The 19846-nt window shown below is 58.7% G+C and carries 15 protein-coding genes; 10 read left to right on the top strand and 5 right to left on the bottom strand.

Going from position 1 to position 19846, the window contains the following annotated elements; translation table 11 throughout:
* Positions 1-3043 precede the first annotated feature (3043 nt).
* The 5 genes from ML401_RS07920 (at position 3044) to ML401_RS07900 (ending at position 9668) form a co-directional block, all read left to right on the top strand.
* The gene (locus ML401_RS07920) at positions 3044-3259 is read left to right on the top strand and encodes a hypothetical protein (protein WP_285811231.1); all 216 of its coding nucleotides are present in this window, start codon (positions 3044-3046) and stop codon (positions 3257-3259) included.
* A gap of 252 nt (positions 3260-3511) precedes the next feature.
* The gene (locus ML401_RS07915; RefSeq protein ID WP_285811229.1) at positions 3512-3994 is read left to right on the top strand and encodes a hypothetical protein; all 483 of its coding nucleotides are present in this window, start codon (positions 3512-3514) and stop codon (positions 3992-3994) included.
* Positions 3995-5136: 1142 nt separating this feature from the next.
* Positions 5137-5610 carry a hypothetical protein gene (locus tag ML401_RS07910; RefSeq protein WP_285811228.1) on the top strand — a complete coding sequence of 158 codons (474 nt, stop codon included), beginning with the start codon at positions 5137-5139 and terminating at the stop codon, positions 5608-5610.
* Positions 5611-5757: 147 nt separating this feature from the next.
* Positions 5758-9207, top strand: a complete 3450-nt coding sequence (locus ML401_RS07905) for a CHAT domain-containing protein (RefSeq protein ID WP_285811227.1) — start codon at positions 5758-5760, stop codon at positions 9205-9207.
* Positions 9204-9668: a hypothetical protein gene (locus ML401_RS07900; RefSeq protein ID WP_285811225.1), complete on the top strand. Its 465-nt coding sequence runs from the start codon at positions 9204-9206 to the stop codon at positions 9666-9668. Before ML401_RS07905 ends, ML401_RS07900 begins: the two co-directional genes overlap by 4 nt.
* Positions 9669-9684: 16 nt before the next feature.
* Here ML401_RS07900 and ML401_RS07895 read toward each other — a convergent pair whose 3' ends face one another.
* Positions 9685-9930, bottom strand: coding sequence for a hypothetical protein (locus ML401_RS07895; RefSeq protein WP_285811223.1), 246 nt, complete (start codon positions 9928-9930; stop codon positions 9685-9687).
* A 34-nt stretch (positions 9931-9964) separates the two neighbouring features.
* Between ML401_RS07895 and ML401_RS07890 the strand changes: the two genes are divergently transcribed.
* The 4 genes from ML401_RS07890 to gmd all read left to right on the top strand — a co-directional run bounded on the left by ML401_RS07890 (position 9965) and on the right by gmd (position 13872).
* Entirely contained in the window at positions 9965-10642 is a 678-nt protein-coding gene (locus ML401_RS07890) for a hypothetical protein (protein ID WP_285811222.1), read from the top strand.
* Between the two features lie 755 nt (positions 10643-11397).
* Entirely contained in the window at positions 11398-11727 is a 330-nt protein-coding gene (locus tag ML401_RS07885; RefSeq protein ID WP_285811220.1) for a hypothetical protein, read from the top strand.
* 219 nt (positions 11728-11946) lie between these two features.
* Positions 11947-12513 (top strand): transglutaminase-like cysteine peptidase, encoded by a 567-nt coding sequence (locus ML401_RS07880; protein ID WP_285811218.1) that lies wholly within the window; start codon positions 11947-11949, stop codon positions 12511-12513.
* Between the two features lie 267 nt (positions 12514-12780).
* Positions 12781-13872 (top strand): GDP-mannose 4,6-dehydratase, encoded by a 1092-nt coding sequence (gene gmd / locus ML401_RS07875; RefSeq protein ID WP_285811216.1) that lies wholly within the window; start codon positions 12781-12783, stop codon positions 13870-13872.
* Between the two features lie 103 nt (positions 13873-13975).
* Here the strand turns inward: gmd and ML401_RS07870 are convergent, their stop codons facing one another.
* The 4 genes from ML401_RS07870 to ML401_RS07855 all read right to left on the bottom strand — a co-directional run bounded on the left by ML401_RS07870 (position 13976) and on the right by ML401_RS07855 (position 18053).
* Complete coding sequence (locus ML401_RS07870; protein ID WP_285811214.1) at positions 13976-15283, bottom strand: WcaI family glycosyltransferase; 1308 nt, start codon at positions 15281-15283, stop codon at positions 13976-13978.
* Positions 15284-15343: 60 nt separating this feature from the next.
* Positions 15344-16318 (bottom strand): GDP-L-fucose synthase, encoded by a 975-nt coding sequence (locus ML401_RS07865; RefSeq protein ID WP_285811213.1) that lies wholly within the window; start codon positions 16316-16318, stop codon positions 15344-15346.
* A 285-nt stretch (positions 16319-16603) separates the two neighbouring features.
* Positions 16604-16876 carry a hypothetical protein gene (locus ML401_RS07860; protein WP_285811211.1) on the bottom strand — a complete coding sequence of 91 codons (273 nt, stop codon included), beginning with the start codon at positions 16874-16876 and terminating at the stop codon, positions 16604-16606.
* A 208-nt stretch (positions 16877-17084) separates the two neighbouring features.
* Positions 17085-18053 carry an ABC transporter substrate-binding protein gene (locus ML401_RS07855; protein ID WP_285812640.1) on the bottom strand — a complete coding sequence of 323 codons (969 nt, stop codon included), beginning with the start codon at positions 18051-18053 and terminating at the stop codon, positions 17085-17087.
* A gap of 421 nt (positions 18054-18474) precedes the next feature.
* On the opposite strand from ML401_RS07855, the gene ML401_RS07850 reads away from it, so the two are divergent.
* Positions 18475-19833, top strand: coding sequence for an undecaprenyl-phosphate glucose phosphotransferase (locus tag ML401_RS07850; RefSeq protein WP_285811210.1), 1359 nt, complete (start codon positions 18475-18477; stop codon positions 19831-19833).
* Positions 19834-19846: the final 13 nt, after the last annotated feature.

The raw sequence follows: 19846 nt of genomic DNA, 5'->3' as shown, positions 1-19846 counted from the left end.
TAAATGTGTGCTTCGGAGTGGCGGCCTGGCGTCTCTCTGACGAGAGGGACGACGTCACTGGCCAGATCGCACGCCAGTCGTATGGGTGGACAGGGACGCCGGCCAAATAATTGCGGTTGCACTCACTGGCATGGTTCTTGCGGCTCAAGCCGCATCACCGTCGGTCCTGGCAGGGAGCCGTTTCACGATGAGGCAGAAATCTCGAGTCCGAAAACTGCGCAAATCCACTCTGGCACACATGGTCTCCGAATTAATGAGATTGCTTAAAGCAATGGAAGACCTAGAGAGGCTTAGAGAGAAGGTCTGGCTGGCTGAGAACAACCAGAGACCCCGTTAACTCGAAACGGTGTATCAGTTCGAAGCAGGCTAGTGATGTCCCCGGCCCCGGCTATGAAGGGAGGCTGGGCAGGGGTGCAGCGGCGGCCACTCGGTCGGTTCCGGAAGACCCACGCATCACCAATTTTACCGTGGAGACCGACGTCTTAGCCCGCTCGCTTCAGCGCAAGCTTACCCTGACCAGTAGCGAACGGAGCTCGCTTCATACACTGCTGTGTCATCCGCCCGAGTGAGGCTGTTCGTTTGTCGCTCCTCCTAGGTGCTACCTTCAACTCCACTCCCATCGCGGTCAGCACGGCCAAGACTGTCAAACATCGGAAAGAGCGGTGAAAGCTTGTAGACGCTGACTGAGGAAGCCTGGCTCAAAAGTTGGTGTGCCGACGGCGCGCCTCCTGAGCAAGTTGGAGGCGTCAAGACTTGATAGACGCAACGCCGCTTCCAACGACTGAAGGGACTCGTCGATGCGGATAGACGCAATCAACCGTCATTTCCGCTGCTAATCATTCGTGAATTGCCGCCGTGATGCGCTTGCGAATCCTAACCAGGGTATGGTGGTAGGGCTTTTGATACCGGCCGCGTCGGCATCTTAGCCGTGGGAGCCACATTCGCGGCGATCATCTTCTACGATGCTCGGTCTGAGCGCCGGCGATAGCAGATCGCTACGAAAGCGCAACGGGATGCTGTGCGGGCGATCTACCAATCGAACGAAGCCTTCGTTGGTCCCCAGCTCCATTTGCCCGGCAGGTAAGGATCAGCGTCCCCCTCCGCCTTGATAGCTTCCGCGAAATGCACGCCGGACGGATGAGGAGCCGCCTGAGAATTGACCTTTGAGTGGTCTTCGTCTCGTTCTGGTCTGTGAGCGATATCGGCTGACATGCTGCGCCTCCGTTGCCCCCGAACTGCTTAGCAACGCTCCTCGGCAAATGCTGTAACCGAAGTGTTACATCCCAGATCGATGTTCCGGAGTGGCGCAGGTGGACGCCGCTCCGCATTAGCTGCCCAAGCAAACGGCCCCCTGGATGACATATTCACGCCCGGATGTAACCTATTGCACGGGCGGAGATTGATTCGTCATGCTGGAAGCTATTCTCATGCTGTTGGGAATTGGAGCCGTGGCCTTCTGCTAATAGCGTTTGGGGGCTGCATAGGCATGTGTAAGCGGGTCGGCGCCTTGTAAGGGCAGCCGGAGTGTCATATGGGCCCACACACGAAAGCCGCAGCGGAGGTTCATTTCGCTGCGGCCCGCGCCGTGCCAAAAATCCGGGTGAAAAGTTCTAGGGGAAATATGACGCCAGCCCCGGTGAGCAGGAGCCTAGTCGGGACAAATCGGTAAAGCGAAACATTTTTCGCAAGTTCCGAAAATGAAACCGGCGTAATTGCTAACATATATCCGGGGTAATGAACCGTGCTGGCGGACCACGCTAAAAAGAAAGCCCCAGCTCGCAGGGTTGGGGGCGGTGAGCTGGGGCCATTTCACTTGGGGTTTACCCTTGGGGCAAAGGGCGCCGGGATAACTTGGCAACCGCAGAAGCGTTCCCGCCTATGTCTGATTTTCGTAGGTGAAAGACAATGATCGTTTATCGCTGCAGGCTGCGGGGCATGGCTTGGGCCTGACCGGGCGCTGACAACTGCGCACAGTTCGGGCCTGTCCTAAATCCTCCGGCCCGTTTCTCCTCGCCGTGTCGATCTTCGATGCCGGGAAAGGCAAGCTTGGTTTCGGGCTTTCAGTGCCGGTGCGGAAAGCCCGTGTGAGACGCCAGGAACCCGATCGCCTAACATAGGTTGGCCTCTCGCGCTGCATACGTGGGAGAGGCCCGTGTTGCGTACAGATCGGGAATGGCTGGATGAGTATCTCGCCCGGCTCGTAAGGCAGCCATGCAAAGATGAGACGACACGCGAGATGCTGCACCGCTCCTATGACGCTCTAGCGGTCCTATGCGTACTGGCGCAGCCGTTCCCTGTAGGCTGGCATCCTGAGCCGTCGAACAAATCTCCGTAGTTCTCCGTCCGGAGAACAAAATCCCAGAGTCTGTAGTTCTCCGGGCAGAACAGAATTTATGATTTTCGTGCTGTTTTGTTCATGGGGCGTGTCTCAACAAACGGAGCAGCCGCGGTGTGCTAGTCAAATCACGTCCACCCCGGCGCCCCTGGCCGATCGCGCTCGCTCCTGGCGATCTTCTTGGCGCTCTTTCCGCCTCCTCCTTGCTAGGCAGGCCGCTGATTGATCTCGGTTCTGGGTTCTCATCGAACTGCACGTAGATAGAGACGCAAACTTCATAGCGGTGGTTCAAGCCGCCATCATCGGAGCAGATCAGGCGAACGTGGGTATATGGCTCGGGCATGCGGCTATCGAGAACAAGCTGCGCCCGACAGTCTCCATTCCGAGTGCATTTGGCGCGTGAGAGCTACCGCGTATGGCGGGTTGGAAAGTAGGGCACATCTCTCGCTTATTCGACTGCCTGTGGCGGGGCAGGATATTTTCTCGCTAGACTCGAAAGCGGTTCGCCAGCCTCGCGCTTCCGGGGAGGCTGCCCACGCAAGAGCACCGCTGCCCGTCGCTGACGCTGGCGATACACCTTGCCGAAGCCTTGGGAAAATCTGGGTCACTCGGAACGTTCGAGAAGTTGGCTGCGTTGAGCGGTCATTGCGGCGTGCTTCTGTCTTGTTCAGACACGTAAATCGCAACAGGGCCGGAGCATGGTGCGCGATGGACAGGACAGCACTGCTTGATGAGCTCAGGCAGATTGAACGCGATGTGGTCGACGGAGAACGACGGCTCGCCGAGCAAGAAGCGCTAATTATTGATTTGAAACGCCAACACTTGGATACAGCCAAAGCTGAATCCGAACTTGAACGAATGCGCGAAGATCAGCGACGTCGCGACCTCGATCGACAACGTCTCCTCTCGCGGCTGCAGCCCTAAGGTGGTCCTCCCGGCCTTATCCAGCTTCTCTCCTCCCTGGCGCGCGCTCGATATGGTTCGACGAGCTTTCGCTAGTGGTCGTACGGACAGATCATCTATCTAGTCGTTAAACAGCGCGAACCTCACTAATCCTTTGATCCGGATCGCAGATCCAGATTAAATCGACAGGCGGTGACACTCGCTACTACTTCTCACCGTCTTTAAAGGCGAAACGCATTCAGAGGTCGTTGATGATTGTATAGGAGGAACAGCATGAACCGACGAACCGTCCTTGCTTTGGCGCTGCTATCTGCTGCATTCACCAGCGCAGGATCGCAGATGGGACTGACGCAGAGCGATCTTCTGATAGGAACGTGGAAGCTCAACCTCGAAAAATCAAAATTTAGTCCTGGCCCACCCCCGAAAAGTCAAACCCTCAATTTTCAACGGGTTGGGCAAGATCTCCAGAATACTGCGGAAACGATCGACGCACAGGGGCAGGCCTCTAAAATTGTCTTCATGCATATTTACGATGGGAAGCCGCACCCCACGACAGGCAATCCCCTGTTTGACGCAACGACGTACACGCGGGTCGATGATCACCACGTGAAGTGGGTCCGATCCAAAGCCGATAAGCCCATTCAAACCGGCTCAAACGAGATATCCGCTGAGGGCAAAACCTTTACCGTTAGTACTGAGGGCGTCGGTGCCAACGGTCAGCCGATCAGTAGCGTTGCCGTCTACGACAGGGAGTAGATCAAGGCCGTCTTATAGCGCTGCATCGGTACTGGGCCGGTGCAGCGTATAATTGCACTTAAGGACCCGCCTGCCGCGCGCGTACCAACCTCACAAGGCTCGGCTGGCCTTACCCGTTTGCGGCTGGATTTTGATGCGGCAATGGGACGTTCAAGCACAACATCAGCGATTGGATGCAGCAGCGGTCCAGCTACGAGTTCACTCTTGAACCGCGTTCATTGGTGTCATGCTGTAGGAACTGCTCGCGCAAGAGTCAACCGAGCAAGGTCATCGTCTGGCAAAATGACCATCCGGACAGGTTCCTTTTGAACGGGCCCTTGCTTCTTTCCGTAAGCCTTTCTGATAGCGGATCGAGCGGCAGCAGACCTTCAAGTCATTCAGGGGTTCGAGACCAGTGCTCCAATACAGGCGCCTCCGACCTCCATTCAAGTTGCGCAAACAGTGGGAGGATTGCTTGGCTTGCAAGGGTCTTGCACTCTTCAATAATTTGGTTGCGTGTCATCGTATCACGGACTCCGATTCTTACAGCCTGATGCGAACCCCAGAGCTCGTGATGGAGGTCGTTCGACCATCGGTCTTGTGCTGATGGCTTTCAAATTCAACTTCCTTCCTCGCAAGTTTTGGCGTGGGTTCGCTGCCACCTGTTTCGCCTACTCCTTCACGCTCCCCGAGTTGTTCGTTAGTACGGGTCTCTATTACAATCGTAACCCTATGGAAGGCGAAACATTCCTCGCATGTGCATCTTCCATTTCGCCGTCGGCTATAGCCCTTAGCTATAGAACTCCGCAGCCGTGGCGCTCCACGAGACGAGAATCGTAAACTGCAGTGCAAGCTGAATATCGATGCGAAACCAAGCGTTGATCGCGACGGAGGCTTGCAGAGCGGGTGAAGCGACCAAGAATGATCTCCATCGTTTGGACGCTGCGGCCGCCAACGCGATGGCCTCGAGCAACTGCAGCTTTGCCTCCGGCAAAGATCGGGACGGTTTGCCTGGAACAAGGCGAGTCATGTCGCCGCGGACGATATTGCCGGATCGCGTTTGATTTTTGTTGCGATGAATATCAGCTGGATGTATTTAATAATTAAATATGGATTAACTACTGGCTCTCCATTCCGAAGACGCCAACCAAGGGCGACGGCGAATGGACGCCACCCAACCGCGCGCCATGTTCACTAAGAGCGCGCCGGCGGCGAATGCCGCGAAAGCTCCGACGTCGTCCAGCAAGGAGGCCAAAATGGGCTTAAAGGAATCCCTGGTTCTAGCAAGCGCACTGCTCGTCTGTTTACCGGCCACCCCTGCGCCAGCGGCCATCGCTGACGCCTCGTACACCTTAGCTGTGAACCCCGCCACCCAGCGCGGTTCTCAGTTGGCACTTTTGATCGCGCCACTCGGGCAAGCGAAGCAGGATGGAGACGCCATTGAGCTGGTGGGCGGCCATGGCGGCAGATGGAATCAAGGAGGCGGCGGCTGGCATGCCGGGATGCATGGCGGCGGCGGAGGCGGCAGACGTGGAATGATGGGCCACGGCTTCAACAATATGCAGGGGCGTGGCGGAGGCGGCGGCTGGCATGCCGGGATGCATGGAGCGGGCGGCGGTGGAGCGGGGCACCGCTAGAATGCAAATCCGTTAGGACGAATGTGGCTCGCCTCGCAACGATGCGAGGTGCGGGGTGCGGGGTGGGCCCGTTGTCGCGCAAGATGACGGATGCCGAGAATATCAGGACGCTGCCCCCGGCACAATTTGTCTCGTCGCACGAATTCCATGCTGCGCAGGGGATTTCAAATGCGATTTTACAGCGCAATCGAAAGTCTCTTATTTGCTCTCCTGCGACCGACCTCTCGCAAGATGATTTTGAGCTGCGTCTTGATGGGGTCGGTATCGTCTGCCACCGCCCTCACGATGGAAGCGGCGATCGGGAGCTGTCGGATAAAGGTCGGTCGGCCGATTGTTCAGGCCTGCATGCAAGCCGGCGGCGATTTCGGCGGCTGTCGTGCCCGTGCAACCCCACCGGTCCGCGCCTGTGTCATGGCGGCTCTGAAATCCGCCAACGGGCGCGCGAATGTCGCGGTCGAGGTTCCAGCCGAGGTGGCGCCCCAACTTGCGCCGGGAGCCCCGCTTCCCGCCGGCTTCATTGCGCCGCCGCGCACGATCTCGGACATCACGGCGATCCTCGACAGTGAAAAGCCCGATCTGAAAGTGATCGAGAAGTTGAGGTCGGCGGCGGAGGCATCGCCAACGGGCAAGGACTCCGCGCAAAAGCTGGCGCAATTCTATTTCGATCGTGGCAACGCACGGGCGCAACTAGGACGGCTGGACCAATCGATTGCGGATGCGAACCAGGCCGTTGAAGCAGGTCGGGGGGCTGCCGACCCGAGGATGATGGGGCGCCTGATGCAGTTTGCGGGGCAGCAATATCTGGCATCCGGCGAACCCCGAAAAGCGCTTGAGATCTACCAGCGTCAACTCCGTGACATCGCGAATGCGGCTGGCGGCAAGGGCTACCAATTCAACGCAAATCGGCAGGTTGCCGGCATCCTGATCCAAATGGGCGACATCGCACAGGCCGAAGCTTATCTGCGGCGAAGTTTGAGTGCGATCCAGGAGGCGAGGACGAGCGGTCATCCTGCTTGGCGAACTGCCTATGCCAGATTTGGTCAGTCCTGGGAGGCTGAGGTGGAATTTACTCGCGCCATGATTTTCGAGGCCCGAGGGCAATTCAGCGAGGCGGAAGCTTCTTATCGCGCAACAGAGCAGCGCAAGCGCGCCAGCATCAAGGGCCTTCTGGCCGCTCCCAACCCGCCATCCGCGTCAACGCTGCTGTGGTCGATCGACACCACCGTGCTGAACCTGGCTCGAACGGAGGCGCGCCAGGGAAAACTGGCGGAAGCGGAGGTCGATGCACGCCGTGCTCTCCTTTCTCGCTTGAAGGACGTCGGGAAGTTCAACCCGGCCACGCCGCGCTTCATTGTGGGTCTCGCCGGCATGCTCGTTGAGCAAGGCCGCTATCAAGAGGCTACGCAATTGGTGCAGGCCGCGTTGGAAGTCAATCAAGCCCTGGGACTTGCGGAAGACTCACAGCCAACCGTGCAATTCCTGGCGCAACTTGCGGGCATCCTGACGCTCCAGCGCAAGGGCCTGGAGGCAAACGAGATTTATACACGGATCGACAAGGCCATCGTCAATTGGGAGCCGCAGCGCCGCCAAGCGTTCGAGCTCAATCCTTCGCGCATCCTTTCGCTTTATGCGTCCGGCCAGGTCGACGCAGGTATCAGCTTGGCTGAGCAGTTGCTGAAGAAGCAGATCAGCCGTGTCGGCGAAAGCCACTTTGACGTCGCTTCGGTGCGTGGCACGCTGGCGGTCGGGCTGATGCGCGCCCATCGCGATGCGGAGGCGATCCGCGAATTCAAGGCCGCGATCCCCGTCATGATGGCGAACACACGCGAGAACGCCGATGAGGAAAACACGACTGTGACAGCCGCTCGCGTCCAGAGGCTGCAAATGACCGTGGAGAGCTATTTTGCCCTGCTCGCTCGTGCACCGCGCACGGCAGACGAAGTCGGCGAGGAAACCTTCAGCCTTGCCGATGCGATCAGGGCTCGCTCGGTCCAGCAGGCCCTGGCCGCGTCCAGCGCCCGTGCGGCCGCAAAAGATACAGTGCTCGCTGAGCTCGTGCGCAAGGAGCAGGACCTCACGAAGCAGGTCAATGCCCAGCTCGGGCTCCTCAACAATGTGCTCGCAATCCCGACCTCAGAGCGCGATGAAAAGGGCATGCAGCAGATCCAGGCGGCGATCTCGACGTTGCGCGTCGAGCGCGATAAGGCACGGCTGGAGATCAAGCAGAAGTTCCCATCCTATGCTGATCTCGTCGCACCGAAGCCGCCGAGCCTGGCGGAAGTTCGGTCGATACTTGCTGAAGACGAAGCCGTATTGTCCTTTTACTTCGGCCAAAATGGCAGCTTTGTCTGGGCCATTCCGAAATCGGGCCCCCTCGGCTTTGCCGTGGTGAAAGCCGGCATTGGCGATGTTGAAAGGAAGATCCGCAAGCTGCGCGAGGCGCTTGAGCCGCAGGCGGCAATGATTTCCGACATCCCGCAGTTCGACCTGAAGCTTGCTTATGAACTCTACGAGCTTCTGCTCAAGCCAGTGGAGAGCGGCTGGAAGCCCGCCAAGAATCTGATTGTTATCACCAACGGTGCGCTCGGCCTGTTGCCATTGTCACTGTTGCCAACCGCGCTAGCCGAAATTGCACCCGATGACGATTCTTTGTTTGCGGGATACCGACACGTGGCGTGGCTTGCCCGCACTCACGCCGTTTCAGTTGTTCCGTCTGCAGCGGCCTTGCGCACGCTGCGCCAATTGCCGCCGGGCAAGGCGGGCCGGAGCGAGTTGGTGGCGTTCGGCGACCCGTATTTCAACAAGGATCAGCTTGCGGAGGCAGAAGTTGAGCAAGACCAAGTCCAGGTGGCTGATGCTACCGCGAGTCTCACCCGCGGCGTGCCGCTGAAGCGCCGCAACAGCCCGAACTTCGACGGCGTCGACAGTGCGGAGCTGGCTCTGCTCCCTCGCCTGCCAGATACCGCTGAGGAGCTGAAGTCGATCGCGCTGGCGCTGCAGGCTGATCCATCGAAGGCGCTATTTCTGGGCAAGGATGCGGCCGAAGGCGTGGTCAAGAAGTTGAATCTCTCCAAATTCAACATCCTGGCGTTCGCCACGCACGGACTTGTTCCGGGGGAGCTCAACGGTCTGACTCAGCCCGCACTTGCGCTCTCCTCGCCGGCAGTCACCGGCGAGGCCGGAGATGGGCTTCTGACGATGGAAGAGATCCTGGGTCTCAAGCTCGATGCCGATTGGGTGATCTTGTCCGCCTGCAATACCGGTGCCGGCGCAGGAGCTGGTGCAGAAGCCGCCTCGGGGCTGGGTCGCGCCTTCTTCTATGCTGGGAGCCGTGCATTGCTGGTGACGAACTGGTCGGTGCACTCGCAATCCGCACGGCAGCTAGTGACCGACCTGTTCAAGCGTCAGGCTGACGATCCAACGCTGGGGCGCAGCGAAGCTCTGCGCCAAGCCATGATGGCTCTGGTGGATGGGCCCGGTTATCTCGGCAGCGAAGGCAACACGGAATTCGCCTATGCGCATCCGCTATTTTGGGCCCCGTACACAATCATTGGCGACGGTGGCGTGCGGCACTCGGGCGCTGGAGGGAAGGATTGAGCGACCGGGCAACAAGGCAGGTCATGAACAGGATATGGGTAGGCGCTTTGGCAGTCAGCCTTCTAATCCCGGGTGGGGCTCAAGCGACGCAACTCATCACGGAAGAGGAAGCAAGGCTGCCGCCGCCAAAAGGCGCCATTGCCGCAGATCGTCGCGGTATTCTGCGCGGCCCCAGGGTGGAGGTGGTCTCGCCGGGTGAGACCGTTCATTCGCCCTTGCGGCTTCAACTGAAGTTCGAAGCCTTTGGCGGAGCCAAGATCGATCCGGAATCGGTCAAGGTCATCTATCTTCGGACCCCGAACGTCGATCTCACCTCGCGGGCCAAGCCATTCATCCGACGTGACGGCATCAACATCCTGGATGCTGAGCTGCCGGCGGGCGAATACACACTGAGAGTAGACGTGAAGGACACGGATGGTCGACCGGCCAGCGCGATCTTCACCCTAAAAGTAGAGCCGTAGTATGCCAGTGAGCTGTCTATACTGCCGATCTGAAAATGCTGAGGGCGCGCTTGTTTGTGCAACCTGTTCGCGCGACATTGCCGTCCCGGCCACGTTGATTGCCGAGATAGATGATCTTGTTCGAAAACGCGATCTTCTGCGCGATCAGTTGCGGCACGCGCGAGCCGAGCTTGAGATGATTAGACAACCCACGAAACCGACGCTTACCGATGGAATGTCCGTTCTGCGCCGAAACGATTAAGGATGAAGCGATCGTCTGCAAGCATTGCTCGCGCGATCTGCGGGTGGTGCGTCCGATGCTGCGCGAGATCGATGATATCGTCGTCCAACTCGACGGCCTGAGGCGTGAGCTCGACCAGGTCAACGCCAATCTCGAGCGTCATAGGCATCCGGTACGGTATTTTTCGAGCTATGCAGTACCCTATGCGCTCATTCCATCGCTGTTTCTGGTGATCGCGCATATTCTCGTCACGATCGTCTTCAACATCTCGCCGCTGCCACTGCGGCTCGCTTCCGTTGTGATTCCGCTGCTGTTTGGCTTTGCCGCCTATCGCGTGCACAAGGTGTCAGCGAATGGCGCCTTTATGTTGGCGTTCTGCACGGCCGCTTTGAGCGTGCACGCGATGCTTACTGTGACAGGTATTCACGACAAGGTCCCAATCCTTCCAGGGCCTTGGATCGAATGGCGGGAGGTGATCGAGTACGGCGCGAGCATCCTGCTCGCCTTCGTGTCTGGCAACATTCTCGCGGCCCTGATCTTCCATGTATTGCCGCGGGTGCTGGCGCAAGGAGGCAAGCCCAACGCGTTTGCGTTTCGTGCTGCGCGGCTGCTCGGTCAACACGTCGGCGAGGAGCAGCTCCGCCGCCGCGCGCGCCTCATCCAGGACCTGATGCACACGGTGGGCCCCCTCGCCGGTGTCGCGATTACTGCCATCGGATCTATCTATGCGGGGCTGAAGGGAATACTTACATAAGGACTTACTGTTTTGGTTGGTGTCGGTTGCATGGACATTCGACTGCTGACACGACGACGCCGTCGCGATCTTCGCCTTCAGACCAACGGGCGCATTTTTTTGGATCAGTGTCGTGAGCGACGGCCTGAACTTCGCTGAATGGATGGAAGGATTGGGGCAACGAAGAGCGTTTCGGCGGACACGCACCCGGAGCTCCTGACGAACTAGATGCGATCAAAGCAACGATCCGGATAGGCCGACGCTGCCAATCATCTCCGGCAGCCCAACTGTCCCACCCTTGCGCACGGTCTGCTGGAGCACTTCGGATGGACGCCGTTTCGGTCTAGCAACCCAGCGGACCTAGGGTATCAGACGAGTTGAGACCACTCGACCGGCTGCTTTTCAATCGGACGAGACATCCTTGGGCGCACGTCCCGTGTACCAATGAACGCGGCGTCATGTGACTGGTGACTACGTCCGCTTTGCTCCTATAGCAGCCAAGTTCGTGCGGCAGCGCAGTATGTCGCGATGGGCCCCATCCGGACTCTTGCCAAACATGCGCGGAGGGACATCGATCCTCAATCAGCTGTCGAATGGCTCCTGGCCATCGACATCGCGGAACTCTCCTGGGAGATGCAACGCTATCGGGTTATGCGACATAGGCTGCTGAGCACCTATCGCCAAAAGGCTGTCGAGATGACGCTTCGTCGGATCGATGTGGCCGGCATTGCTCCGGACTTCCAGATGTAGCCGAAATCTACACCATCCATAACGCCTTGGACTGGCAACTGGATGCTTCCGCTGCACTCGATATCGAAGCCCATCTTCGATCGTACGGTTTCGATCAACACGCCATCAGCATGGAGGTCTATGTTCAGGCGCGCGAGATCCTCGCGCTGTTTGAATCACTCCTGAACGGAGCACAGCTTCGGCGCCTGATGTTGCTGAAGGAAATCAACAACCTGCAACGTTCAAAAATGGCAGATCTTGCCAATCGTACTGGGCGCGGTGGTCCGCGAAGCGGCGTCACGTTTCGCGAAGAGGTCTTGCTGACGAGGCCTTGCATGGACTCTAGCGTCGTTCAGCAAGCCGAACTTCGAGAGTGAGGGATGATGGAGCAGGCAGGCGGGCCCCCCATGTTGTAAGGACACAGAACTTGCGAAAACTGAATGCCGTGGACTGCGCCATGGTTGCCTTCCGTCCGGACGAGATCGAGCCCGCGCGCTGCTCGACGATTGGGCATGATTGCCTCACAATTGTCATAGCGCTTCCACCGCATCGCAATATACTTCGTCTAGCAATCAGAAATGTCAGGCGAACTTTCGATGATCAGGCATGCGGTCCGCATGCTGGCCATAATGTATTTCGTTTGCGGCCAGCCCGCCTATTCGAACTACCAATCACAAGCGGTGACACCACCGCTGTCATTCTCGCAGTTCTGCATTCAATATCCCGACGACTGCCAACGCCACGACGATCGCAGGATCCGAGACTTCCGCTCCTCAGTTCAGCGTTGGCGAGAACTGGCCCAGATCAATTCAACGGTGAATTTCGGCATAGCGCCAAAGGACCCGCTGGCAAGCCGACGCGACGCCGAGTGGCAGATCTTCCCTGACGAGGGCAATTGCGGTGATTACGCCGTCACCAAGCGCCATCTGCTGTTGCGATCCGGCTGGCCCAGCTCGGCCCTCCTTCTCGCCGAGGTCGTCGTCCGAGCGACTGGAGAGCACCATCTTGTGCTGCTCGTGCGCGAGGGAAGAGCAGTCCTCGTACTCGATAACTTGAGTCCAGTGGTCACGCCGCTTGTGGACGCTTTGGATCGGTTCACTATCCTGCGTGCGGAGTCGGGAACGGATCCACAACGGTGGACACGGGAAGTCGCGACCTTCTAGCTGGCCTTCTGATCAACGGGGCTTAGCCTCATATGGTCATGAGATCCGATCTAGTTTTTTCCGCGGCTTGGAGGCCTCTCGCCCGACTACGGTCAAACGAGAGACGGAGACCTTGAATGGCACTGCGCCTCGCACGTACTCCGAGGAGATCTTTGGCGCGCCGGCGGGAGCCAGACGCTGTTAATCTAAGCTTGATTTTCGCTCTATTTCGCCCTCCCTATCCAGGTCAATTTCGTGTAAGCACCAATTTCCATTTTTGGGACTGATATGACAAAGAAACGAGCACTTATTACCGGCGTCACAGGCCAGGACGGCGCCTATTTGGCCGAACTTCTTTTGCAGAAGGGATATGAGGTTCATGGCATCAAACGCCGGACCTCGCTGTTCAACACCGATCGCATTGATCATCTCTATCTCGATCCGCACGAACCTAATCCGCCGTTCCGGCTCCACTACGGAGATCTCACGGACTCTTCGAGCCTGATCCGTATCGTCGGCCAGGTGCAGCCGGACGAGATCTACAATCTTGCGGCGCAGAGCCATGTGGCGGTTTCGTTCGAGGAACCTGAGTATACTGCAAATTCCGATGGCCTCGGTACTTTGCGTATCCTCGAGGCCATGCGCATTACAGGCTTGGAAAAGAAGGCGCGGTTCTACCAGGCTTCGACGTCCGAGCTCTACGGTTTGGTCCAGGAAATCCCCCAAAAGGAAACCACGCCATTCTATCCGCGCTCCCCATACGCCGTCGCCAAGCTTTACGCCTACTGGATCACGGTCAACTACCGCGAAGCCTATGACATGTATGCCTGCAATGGCATCCTCTTTAACCACGAATCTCCGGTTCGCGGCGAAACCTTCGTGACCCGAAAGATCACGCGAGCTTTAGCGCGCATCTACTTGGGACTGCAGGAACGGCTGTACCTTGGCAATCTGGACGCGCTGCGCGATTGGGGACATGCGCGTGATTATGTCGAAATGCAATGGCTGATGCTGCAACAAGACAAGCCAGAGGATTTCGTCATTGCTACCGGCGTGCAACATTCCGTCCGAGATTTTGTCAATGTCGCCGCAAATGAAATCGGCATGACAGTTCGCTGGGAGGGAAGCGGCGTCGAGGAAAAGGGATATGACGCCAAGAGCGGAAAGTGCATCGTTTCGGTCGATCCGCGCTATTTCCGTCCCACTGAGGTCGCGACGCTTCTTGGTGATCCGTCCAAGGCCAAGCAGAAACTCGGCTGGGAGCCGAAGACGTCGTTCGAAAGCCTGGTTCGGGAAATGATGAAGGAAGATCTCGAATCCGCAAAACGGGACGAACTCATCAAGCAGCACGGCTTCAGATATTATCCGCGCCACGAGTAGTTCTTACAGGTCGGCCAGAAAAGCGATCTAGCCAAGCAAGTGAGCGCCCATCGGGGCGCTCTTTTTTTGAGATGACGTCACGCATCCACTGCTGTCGAGTGCCTTAGGACGACCGAACAGCATCCTCAACGGGAAGCCCAATGTTGGTCGCAGCGTCCGTCAGGCCGGCATTCGTCTGCCCTGCCGCATTGCCCTGCCCTGTCATAGCATCCGACCACCGGCGCACGATCGTACGCCTGTCCCAACGATCAAGGGCTCGTTTTCTTCCTTCTTCGCCGTAGTGCTCACGCAGGGCCGGCGCTTCGCTGAGCTGGCAAATTGCGAGCTCGAGGGCCGACGAATCTCCGGGCGGAATCACAAGGCCCGCATCCGTGACTTCCGCCGCAAGACCCGTACCTTCTTCGGCCATCGCGATGACAGGCCGCGCGGACGCGAAGATTGCGCCAAGTTTCGAGGGCAACACCAGATCGGCGGCCTCGGCCTTCTGCGGAATCAGATGAAAATCGGCCGTGGCCATCAATTGATTGAAGCTATCGATCGGCTGAAGCCCGAGAAAATGGATATTGCCATGTCCGGTGGCGAGTTGCTCGAGCCTCATTTTATGAGGCCCCTCGCCTGCGAGGATGAAGTGGATGTGCGGATGGCTTTTCTCTAATCCAATCGCTGCCTCGATCACGAGTTCGAGGCCTTGCTTGTTGGACATTGTTCCAGAGTAAAGTGCAACAAGTTCGCTCTCGCCCAGCTTCAGCTCCTGACGGTATTTGGTCATTCGCGATCCCGGGCAGATCGCATTGGTGTCAATCCAGTTTCTCACCTCGGCTGTCTTGTCGGGACGCAGCCCTTTGATTCTCAGCCGCTCGACCATTGCTTGAGAGATGGTTGAAACATGATCGAACGATCTGAGGATCGCCGCCTCGGCTTTCAGCATCCATTTTCGCAAGTTAGGATTGCGCAACAGACCAAGGTCGAACGCCGCATCGACCTCGAAATCCTGAATGTGGAGCCACGACTTCGCACCGACGCGACGGGCTACGAACGAGACGAAAGCAGCCGACATCAGCGATGGCGCGACGGCGATCATAATATCGGGTCGCCAGGATAGCGCCTGAAGGAGGACCGGCGCCGCGCTCGTGAGCGCGAATGAAGCATGATGGACCAACCGTTTTGCGCCCGAGGGATGTCCCGGCACATAAATCGGCGTACGCGTCACTTGAACGCCGCCAATATCTCTTGATCTGAAGTAGGACGACTTGAACGCCGGGGGAATCTTCCAGGCCGGATAGTAGGGCGGCGCCGTAATGACCTTAACTTCATGCCCCTCCGCGGCCAGACTTTCGCAGAGCTCGGCGTTGTATTTCGCCACGCCGATCAGATCGGGCGCATAGTTGATGCCGACCAGAAGAACACGCATTAAGCCCCGCCCAAATCAAAGTTCAGAATAAAAAATCTTTTTGCAGTCCCAGTCGTTTACTCAGTGCGTTGCGCTGACTTCCAAATGGCGTCCGTAGCCCTTCAAAAAATCTTCGTAGGCGGCCGCAAGACCGGCCCGCAGAGCAACGTTCGGGCGCCAGCCAAGCCCAAGAAGCCTCGAACTATCGAGCAGCTTGCGGGGCGTTCCGTCTGGCTTTGAGGTATCGAACACAAGCTTACCTTCATAGCCCACGACTTCCGCAACCGCTGTTGCAAATTGGGCAATCGACAACTCGTCGCCGCTGCCAACGTTAATCGGCAGGTCGCTTGAATAATTCTTCAGAAGGAAAACGCAGGCGTCGGCAAAATCCTCGACGTTGAGGAATTCGCGGAGCGGCGTGCCCGTGCCCCACACAGTGACTGTCGGCGCCTTGGCGATCTTGGCTTCGTGAAAGCGCCGGATCAAAGCTGCCGGAACATGGCTGTGATCGGGATGATAATTGTCGCCGCGGCCGTAAAGATTCGTCGGCATGACTGAGATAAAATCATCGCCATATTGCCGACGATACGCCTGGCACATCTTGAGGCCGGCAATCTTGGCGATTGCATACCATTCGTTGGTCGGCTCAAGCGGCCCTGTCAGTAATTCGCTTTCGGCCATTGGCTGCTTGGCGTGTTTGGGATAGATGCAAGACGAGCCGAGGAACAGCAGGCGCTGCACACCGACCGCGTGGCTTGCGCGGATCACGCTCAATTCCAACGCAAGATTGTCGCAGAGAAAGTCGACCGGAAAATTGTTGTTGGCTGCGATACCACCGACCTTTGCGGCTGCGTGAACCACGACCTCGGGACGATTGGCCTCGAGCCATCGCAGAGTGGCCTCTTCTTTCGTGAGATCGAGCTCACGCCGATCAGCCGTCAGCACGGTGCAATTCTCGGATGTGAGCCTGCGGACGACAGCCGATCCGACCATGCCTCGGTGACCCGCGACAAAGACACGTTTGCCCGAGAGATCGTAGGTTGCAGCCCCTGTCATCGTACCCTCTACCAGCGCTCGGTGCGCCGGAACCTCACCGTGTGAGATTCAGCCGCCGCCGCGTTACGCGATTACGCTGCCAATGCAGCCCCGCCAGACGGGTAACACAATCTTCACCATGCGACAGCCCGTCCAGACTACGGGAAGATATTCATGGTGAACCCGCGCAGCGCGCACAAAAGGTTGGCACAGAATGAAACAAAAACGAGCAAGGCAGCCGCCTCGGCCGTGCGGCTGCCTCGAAGATCGATGAAAACGGCAGCCGCCGCCCGGGTTAGGCTAACGTCAGTACGCCCGGCGGAGGACGGGACCAAGAGGCGCGCAAACCCGGTCCATATACCAGCCATAGGGCGTCTCGACACGCACCACCGGGCAACGGCGCCACGGCGCGTAGCGGTAGGGATAAGGCTGCGCCCAGAACGTCACAGGCGTCGCCTGGCTTTCGCCCGACAGCAGGGCTGCCGGTGCAGGCATCTGCATCGCGGCGTTCGCTCCGCTCACTGTGCAGAAGGTAACAGTTGCGGCCAAAAGGCCTGCGCGGATCAACGTATTAAACATCCAAAATAGCTCCTCGCCCCTGCGGAGTCGATTCCCAACCATGCTCGTCAGATCCCCGCCGACCGACATCGCAGGGTCGCCAGTTCACTCCGCGACTAGCCTAAATAGTGAACCGAAGTTTACCAAGGCCACCAGCGGAAATGCAACTGATGCCGAGGCAGCCGGGGGTTCTTGGGACGATATGGCGCGCAAGTGTGGCTTCTTGGTCCTATTTTTCCTCGCTCCAGGCGCCCGGGGCGGCGAGATCGGGCGATCGGCGGTAGACATCCCGAAGGAATTGGTAGTTGACAGTTTGGGCCAGAGGGACGTCTTCCTCGCCAAGTTTGGCGAACAGAAGGATATCCCGAAGCGTGCGCCAGCGGCTCTCGTCGTAGTCCCCGATCCGGCCGCCCGTCGGAAGTACCAGCGGGCGCTGCTGCTGAAGTTCGAATTTCAGTCGCTCAGGGGGCAGCTTGGCCGGTCCGGCGCCAGCGAGAACGGGCACGCTCCGTGCATAGTCTGCGTAGGTGAACTGCCATCCCCGAATGACGCCCTGAAGGACATCGGCAATCATGGATGGCTGTTCATGGATGAGAGCGTTGCTTGCGAAATAGACCAACCCAGGAACATGGATTCCGTAGTCTTGCGGTTTGATGACGTTCAGCTTCCTGCTATTCGAATTGGCGGGATCAGGTTGCGCATCGATTGCGGCGATGATCGCATCCACCTCCCCGGCCATGAGAGCCTCGAAACTTTCGCGGTCGGGGACCTTCGTGATCTGGCTCCGGGGAAGACCGAGCTGCGCCATCATGGCATCAAAAATCACGTCGCCCTCGCTCGCTTTGCGGTATCCGACCCGCTTGCCGACCAGATCAGCCGGTCGCCGCAGGCCGGAGCTTTCGAGCGTAAAGATCGCGACAGAGGTATCCAGGAAGCTTGCCGCAAACGCCGTCACCGGAACGCCGCTCCAGGTTGCCAGCAGGAACTTCTGGCCGCTCGTCACGCCCATGGCATGTTGCCGTGCAATGGTTTGGACGAAGTCTGGATCCGGCTGGGCAGCTACCGTAACGCGCGAGGAGAAATATCCCTGGCTGGATGCAGCAAGCTCCCCCGCAAAGCGGGCGCCATATGGCCCGTCCAGCAGGAACTTGACCCCACCTGCGGTCGGAGCCGCCGCAGGGGCTTGGACGGGTGCCACATCGGGACGGAGAAGGATAAGCACGGTCCCGACCAAAGCCAGGGCAGCAAGGCCTATGGCAAGGGTACGCTTTTCTCTCGACCGGGTGCGCGGGCGGGGCTGGGTTCGAGGCAAAAAGAACTTCCTAACGGGTTGTGAAATTGAACATATCAGTCAGGGCGAGATGGGCTACAATGCAGCTTATGGGGTAAGGTTAATTTTTCCTTCGCCTTGTTCTCAGAGAGATTTCGCCCGATAGCACGGCACCTTCGGGTCATAATTTTGCGTCAATGGGTTTGGCAGAATGACAATTCTTTCTACTCGGCCGGTGCCCGTCGCTGATTCGACGACCGAGACGCGCTTGGTAGAGCCCGCTGCAACCACATCCAAGAGATCTACGTCTACATGGCTTCGACCTGTGGTTGTCGAGCGATTATTAGCGGTGGTGGATGTAGCGCTGGTCCTGGTCAGCGGAATCGGCTGCGCGGTCGGCTATCATGTCGCAACCGCCGGCACGCTCGGCAAGACCGATGTCTATGCGGCGGCGAGCGTGCTGGTGGCGATCAATTTCGTTCTGCTGACGACCGTGCAGCACGGCTACCGGCTGAAGAACATCACGAACCTTCCGCGCACGTTCCGGATGACGCTGACGACATGGACCGGATTGTTCGGGGCGCTGCTGGCGATCGCCTTCACGATGAAGGTCAGCGAGGAGTTTTCGCGCGGCACCACGATCTCGTTCTATCTGGTCGGCCTAGCCTTCCTGCTCGCCTGGAAGATCGCGGCGGCGCGCTGGACCGCGCATGCTTTGCGCACCGGCGCCTTCGCCAACGGCCGCGCGATCATGATCGCCGAGTTCGGCCTTGCTACCTCCTCGAACGCGGTCGACGACCTCGGCCAGCACGGCTATCGCCTGGTGCGGGTGATGGAGATCCCGGCAAAGGAGTTGGCCTCGCCGCTGCTGCTCTCTTCACTGGCGCCTCGCTTCGACGAGCTGATCGCCTTCGCGCGGGAGCATCGGATCGAGCACGTCTTCCTGCTGATGAACTGGAGCCGGCAGCACGCGATCGAGAGCATACTGGACGCGCTGAAGATCTTGCCGATCCCCGTGCATCTGGTGCCGGACACCAACGCCGCGCGGTTCTTGCGCTATCCGCTGGTCTCCACCGGCAACACGTTCACCGCCGAGCTGCGCCGCGCGCCGCTGTCCTGGAAGGAGTGCGCGCTCAAGCGGACGCTCGACCTGGTCGGCGCAAGCTTGGCGCTCTTCGTGTTCGCGCCCGTGATGCTGGTGACCGCGCTCCTGATCAAGCTGAGCTCGAAGGGCCCGGTGTTCTTCCGCCAGACCCGCCACGGCTTCGGCGGGCGCACGTTCAAGATCTTCAAGTTCCGCACCATGCGCGTGCTCGAGGACGGCCCGACGATCATGCAGGCGCAGAAGAACGACCCGCGCGTCACGCCAATCGGCAAATGGCTGCGCAAGACCTCGATCGACGAGCTGCCGCAGCTCTTCAACGTGCTCAACGGCGACATGTCGCTGGTCGGCCCCCGCCCGCACGCGGCCGCCCACAACGACGAATATGAGCAGATCATCGGCAACTACGCCTTCCGCCACCACGTCAAGCCGGGCATCACCGGCTGGGCCCAAGTTAATGGTTACCGCGGAGAAACCCGCACGCTCGACCTGATGCAGAAGCGCGTGGAGTATGACCTGTGGTACATCAATAATTGGAGCGTATGGTTGGATATTTTGATTCTGCTCCGAACAGCCACCGGCGTCCTCTTTCAGTCTTCATACTAGCTAAAGCAAAGTT

Source organism: Bradyrhizobium sp. 62B, assembly GCF_030272265.2.
GTDB lineage: Bacteria > Pseudomonadota > Alphaproteobacteria > Rhizobiales > Xanthobacteraceae > Bradyrhizobium.
This window is presented reverse-complemented; position numbering and strand designations above follow the sequence as displayed.

Excerpts from the sequence above, each read along its gene's own strand:
- ML401_RS07865 (WP_285811213.1), bottom strand. The coding sequence starts at position 16,318 with ATGACAGGGGCTGCAACCTACGATCTCTCGGGCAAACGTGTCTTTGTC.
- ML401_RS07920 (WP_285811231.1), top strand. The coding sequence starts at position 3,044 with ATGGACAGGACAGCACTGCTTGATGAGCTCAGGCAGATTGAACGCGAT.
- ML401_RS07860 (WP_285811211.1), bottom strand. The coding sequence starts at position 16,876 with ATGTTTAATACGTTGATCCGCGCAGGCCTTTTGGCCGCAACTGTTACC.
- ML401_RS07905 (WP_285811227.1), top strand. The coding sequence starts at position 5,758 with ATGCTGCGCAGGGGATTTCAAATGCGATTTTACAGCGCAATCGAAAGT.
- gmd (WP_285811216.1), top strand. The coding sequence starts at position 12,781 with ATGACAAAGAAACGAGCACTTATTACCGGCGTCACAGGCCAGGACGGC.
- ML401_RS07910 (WP_285811228.1), top strand. The coding sequence starts at position 5,137 with ATGGACGCCACCCAACCGCGCGCCATGTTCACTAAGAGCGCGCCGGCG.
- ML401_RS07880 (WP_285811218.1), top strand. The coding sequence starts at position 11,947 with ATGATCAGGCATGCGGTCCGCATGCTGGCCATAATGTATTTCGTTTGC.
- ML401_RS07870 (WP_285811214.1), bottom strand. The coding sequence starts at position 15,283 with ATGCGTGTTCTTCTGGTCGGCATCAACTATGCGCCCGATCTGATCGGC.
- ML401_RS07890 (WP_285811222.1), top strand. The coding sequence starts at position 9,965 with ATGCTGCGCGAGATCGATGATATCGTCGTCCAACTCGACGGCCTGAGG.
- ML401_RS07915 (WP_285811229.1), top strand. The coding sequence starts at position 3,512 with ATGAACCGACGAACCGTCCTTGCTTTGGCGCTGCTATCTGCTGCATTC.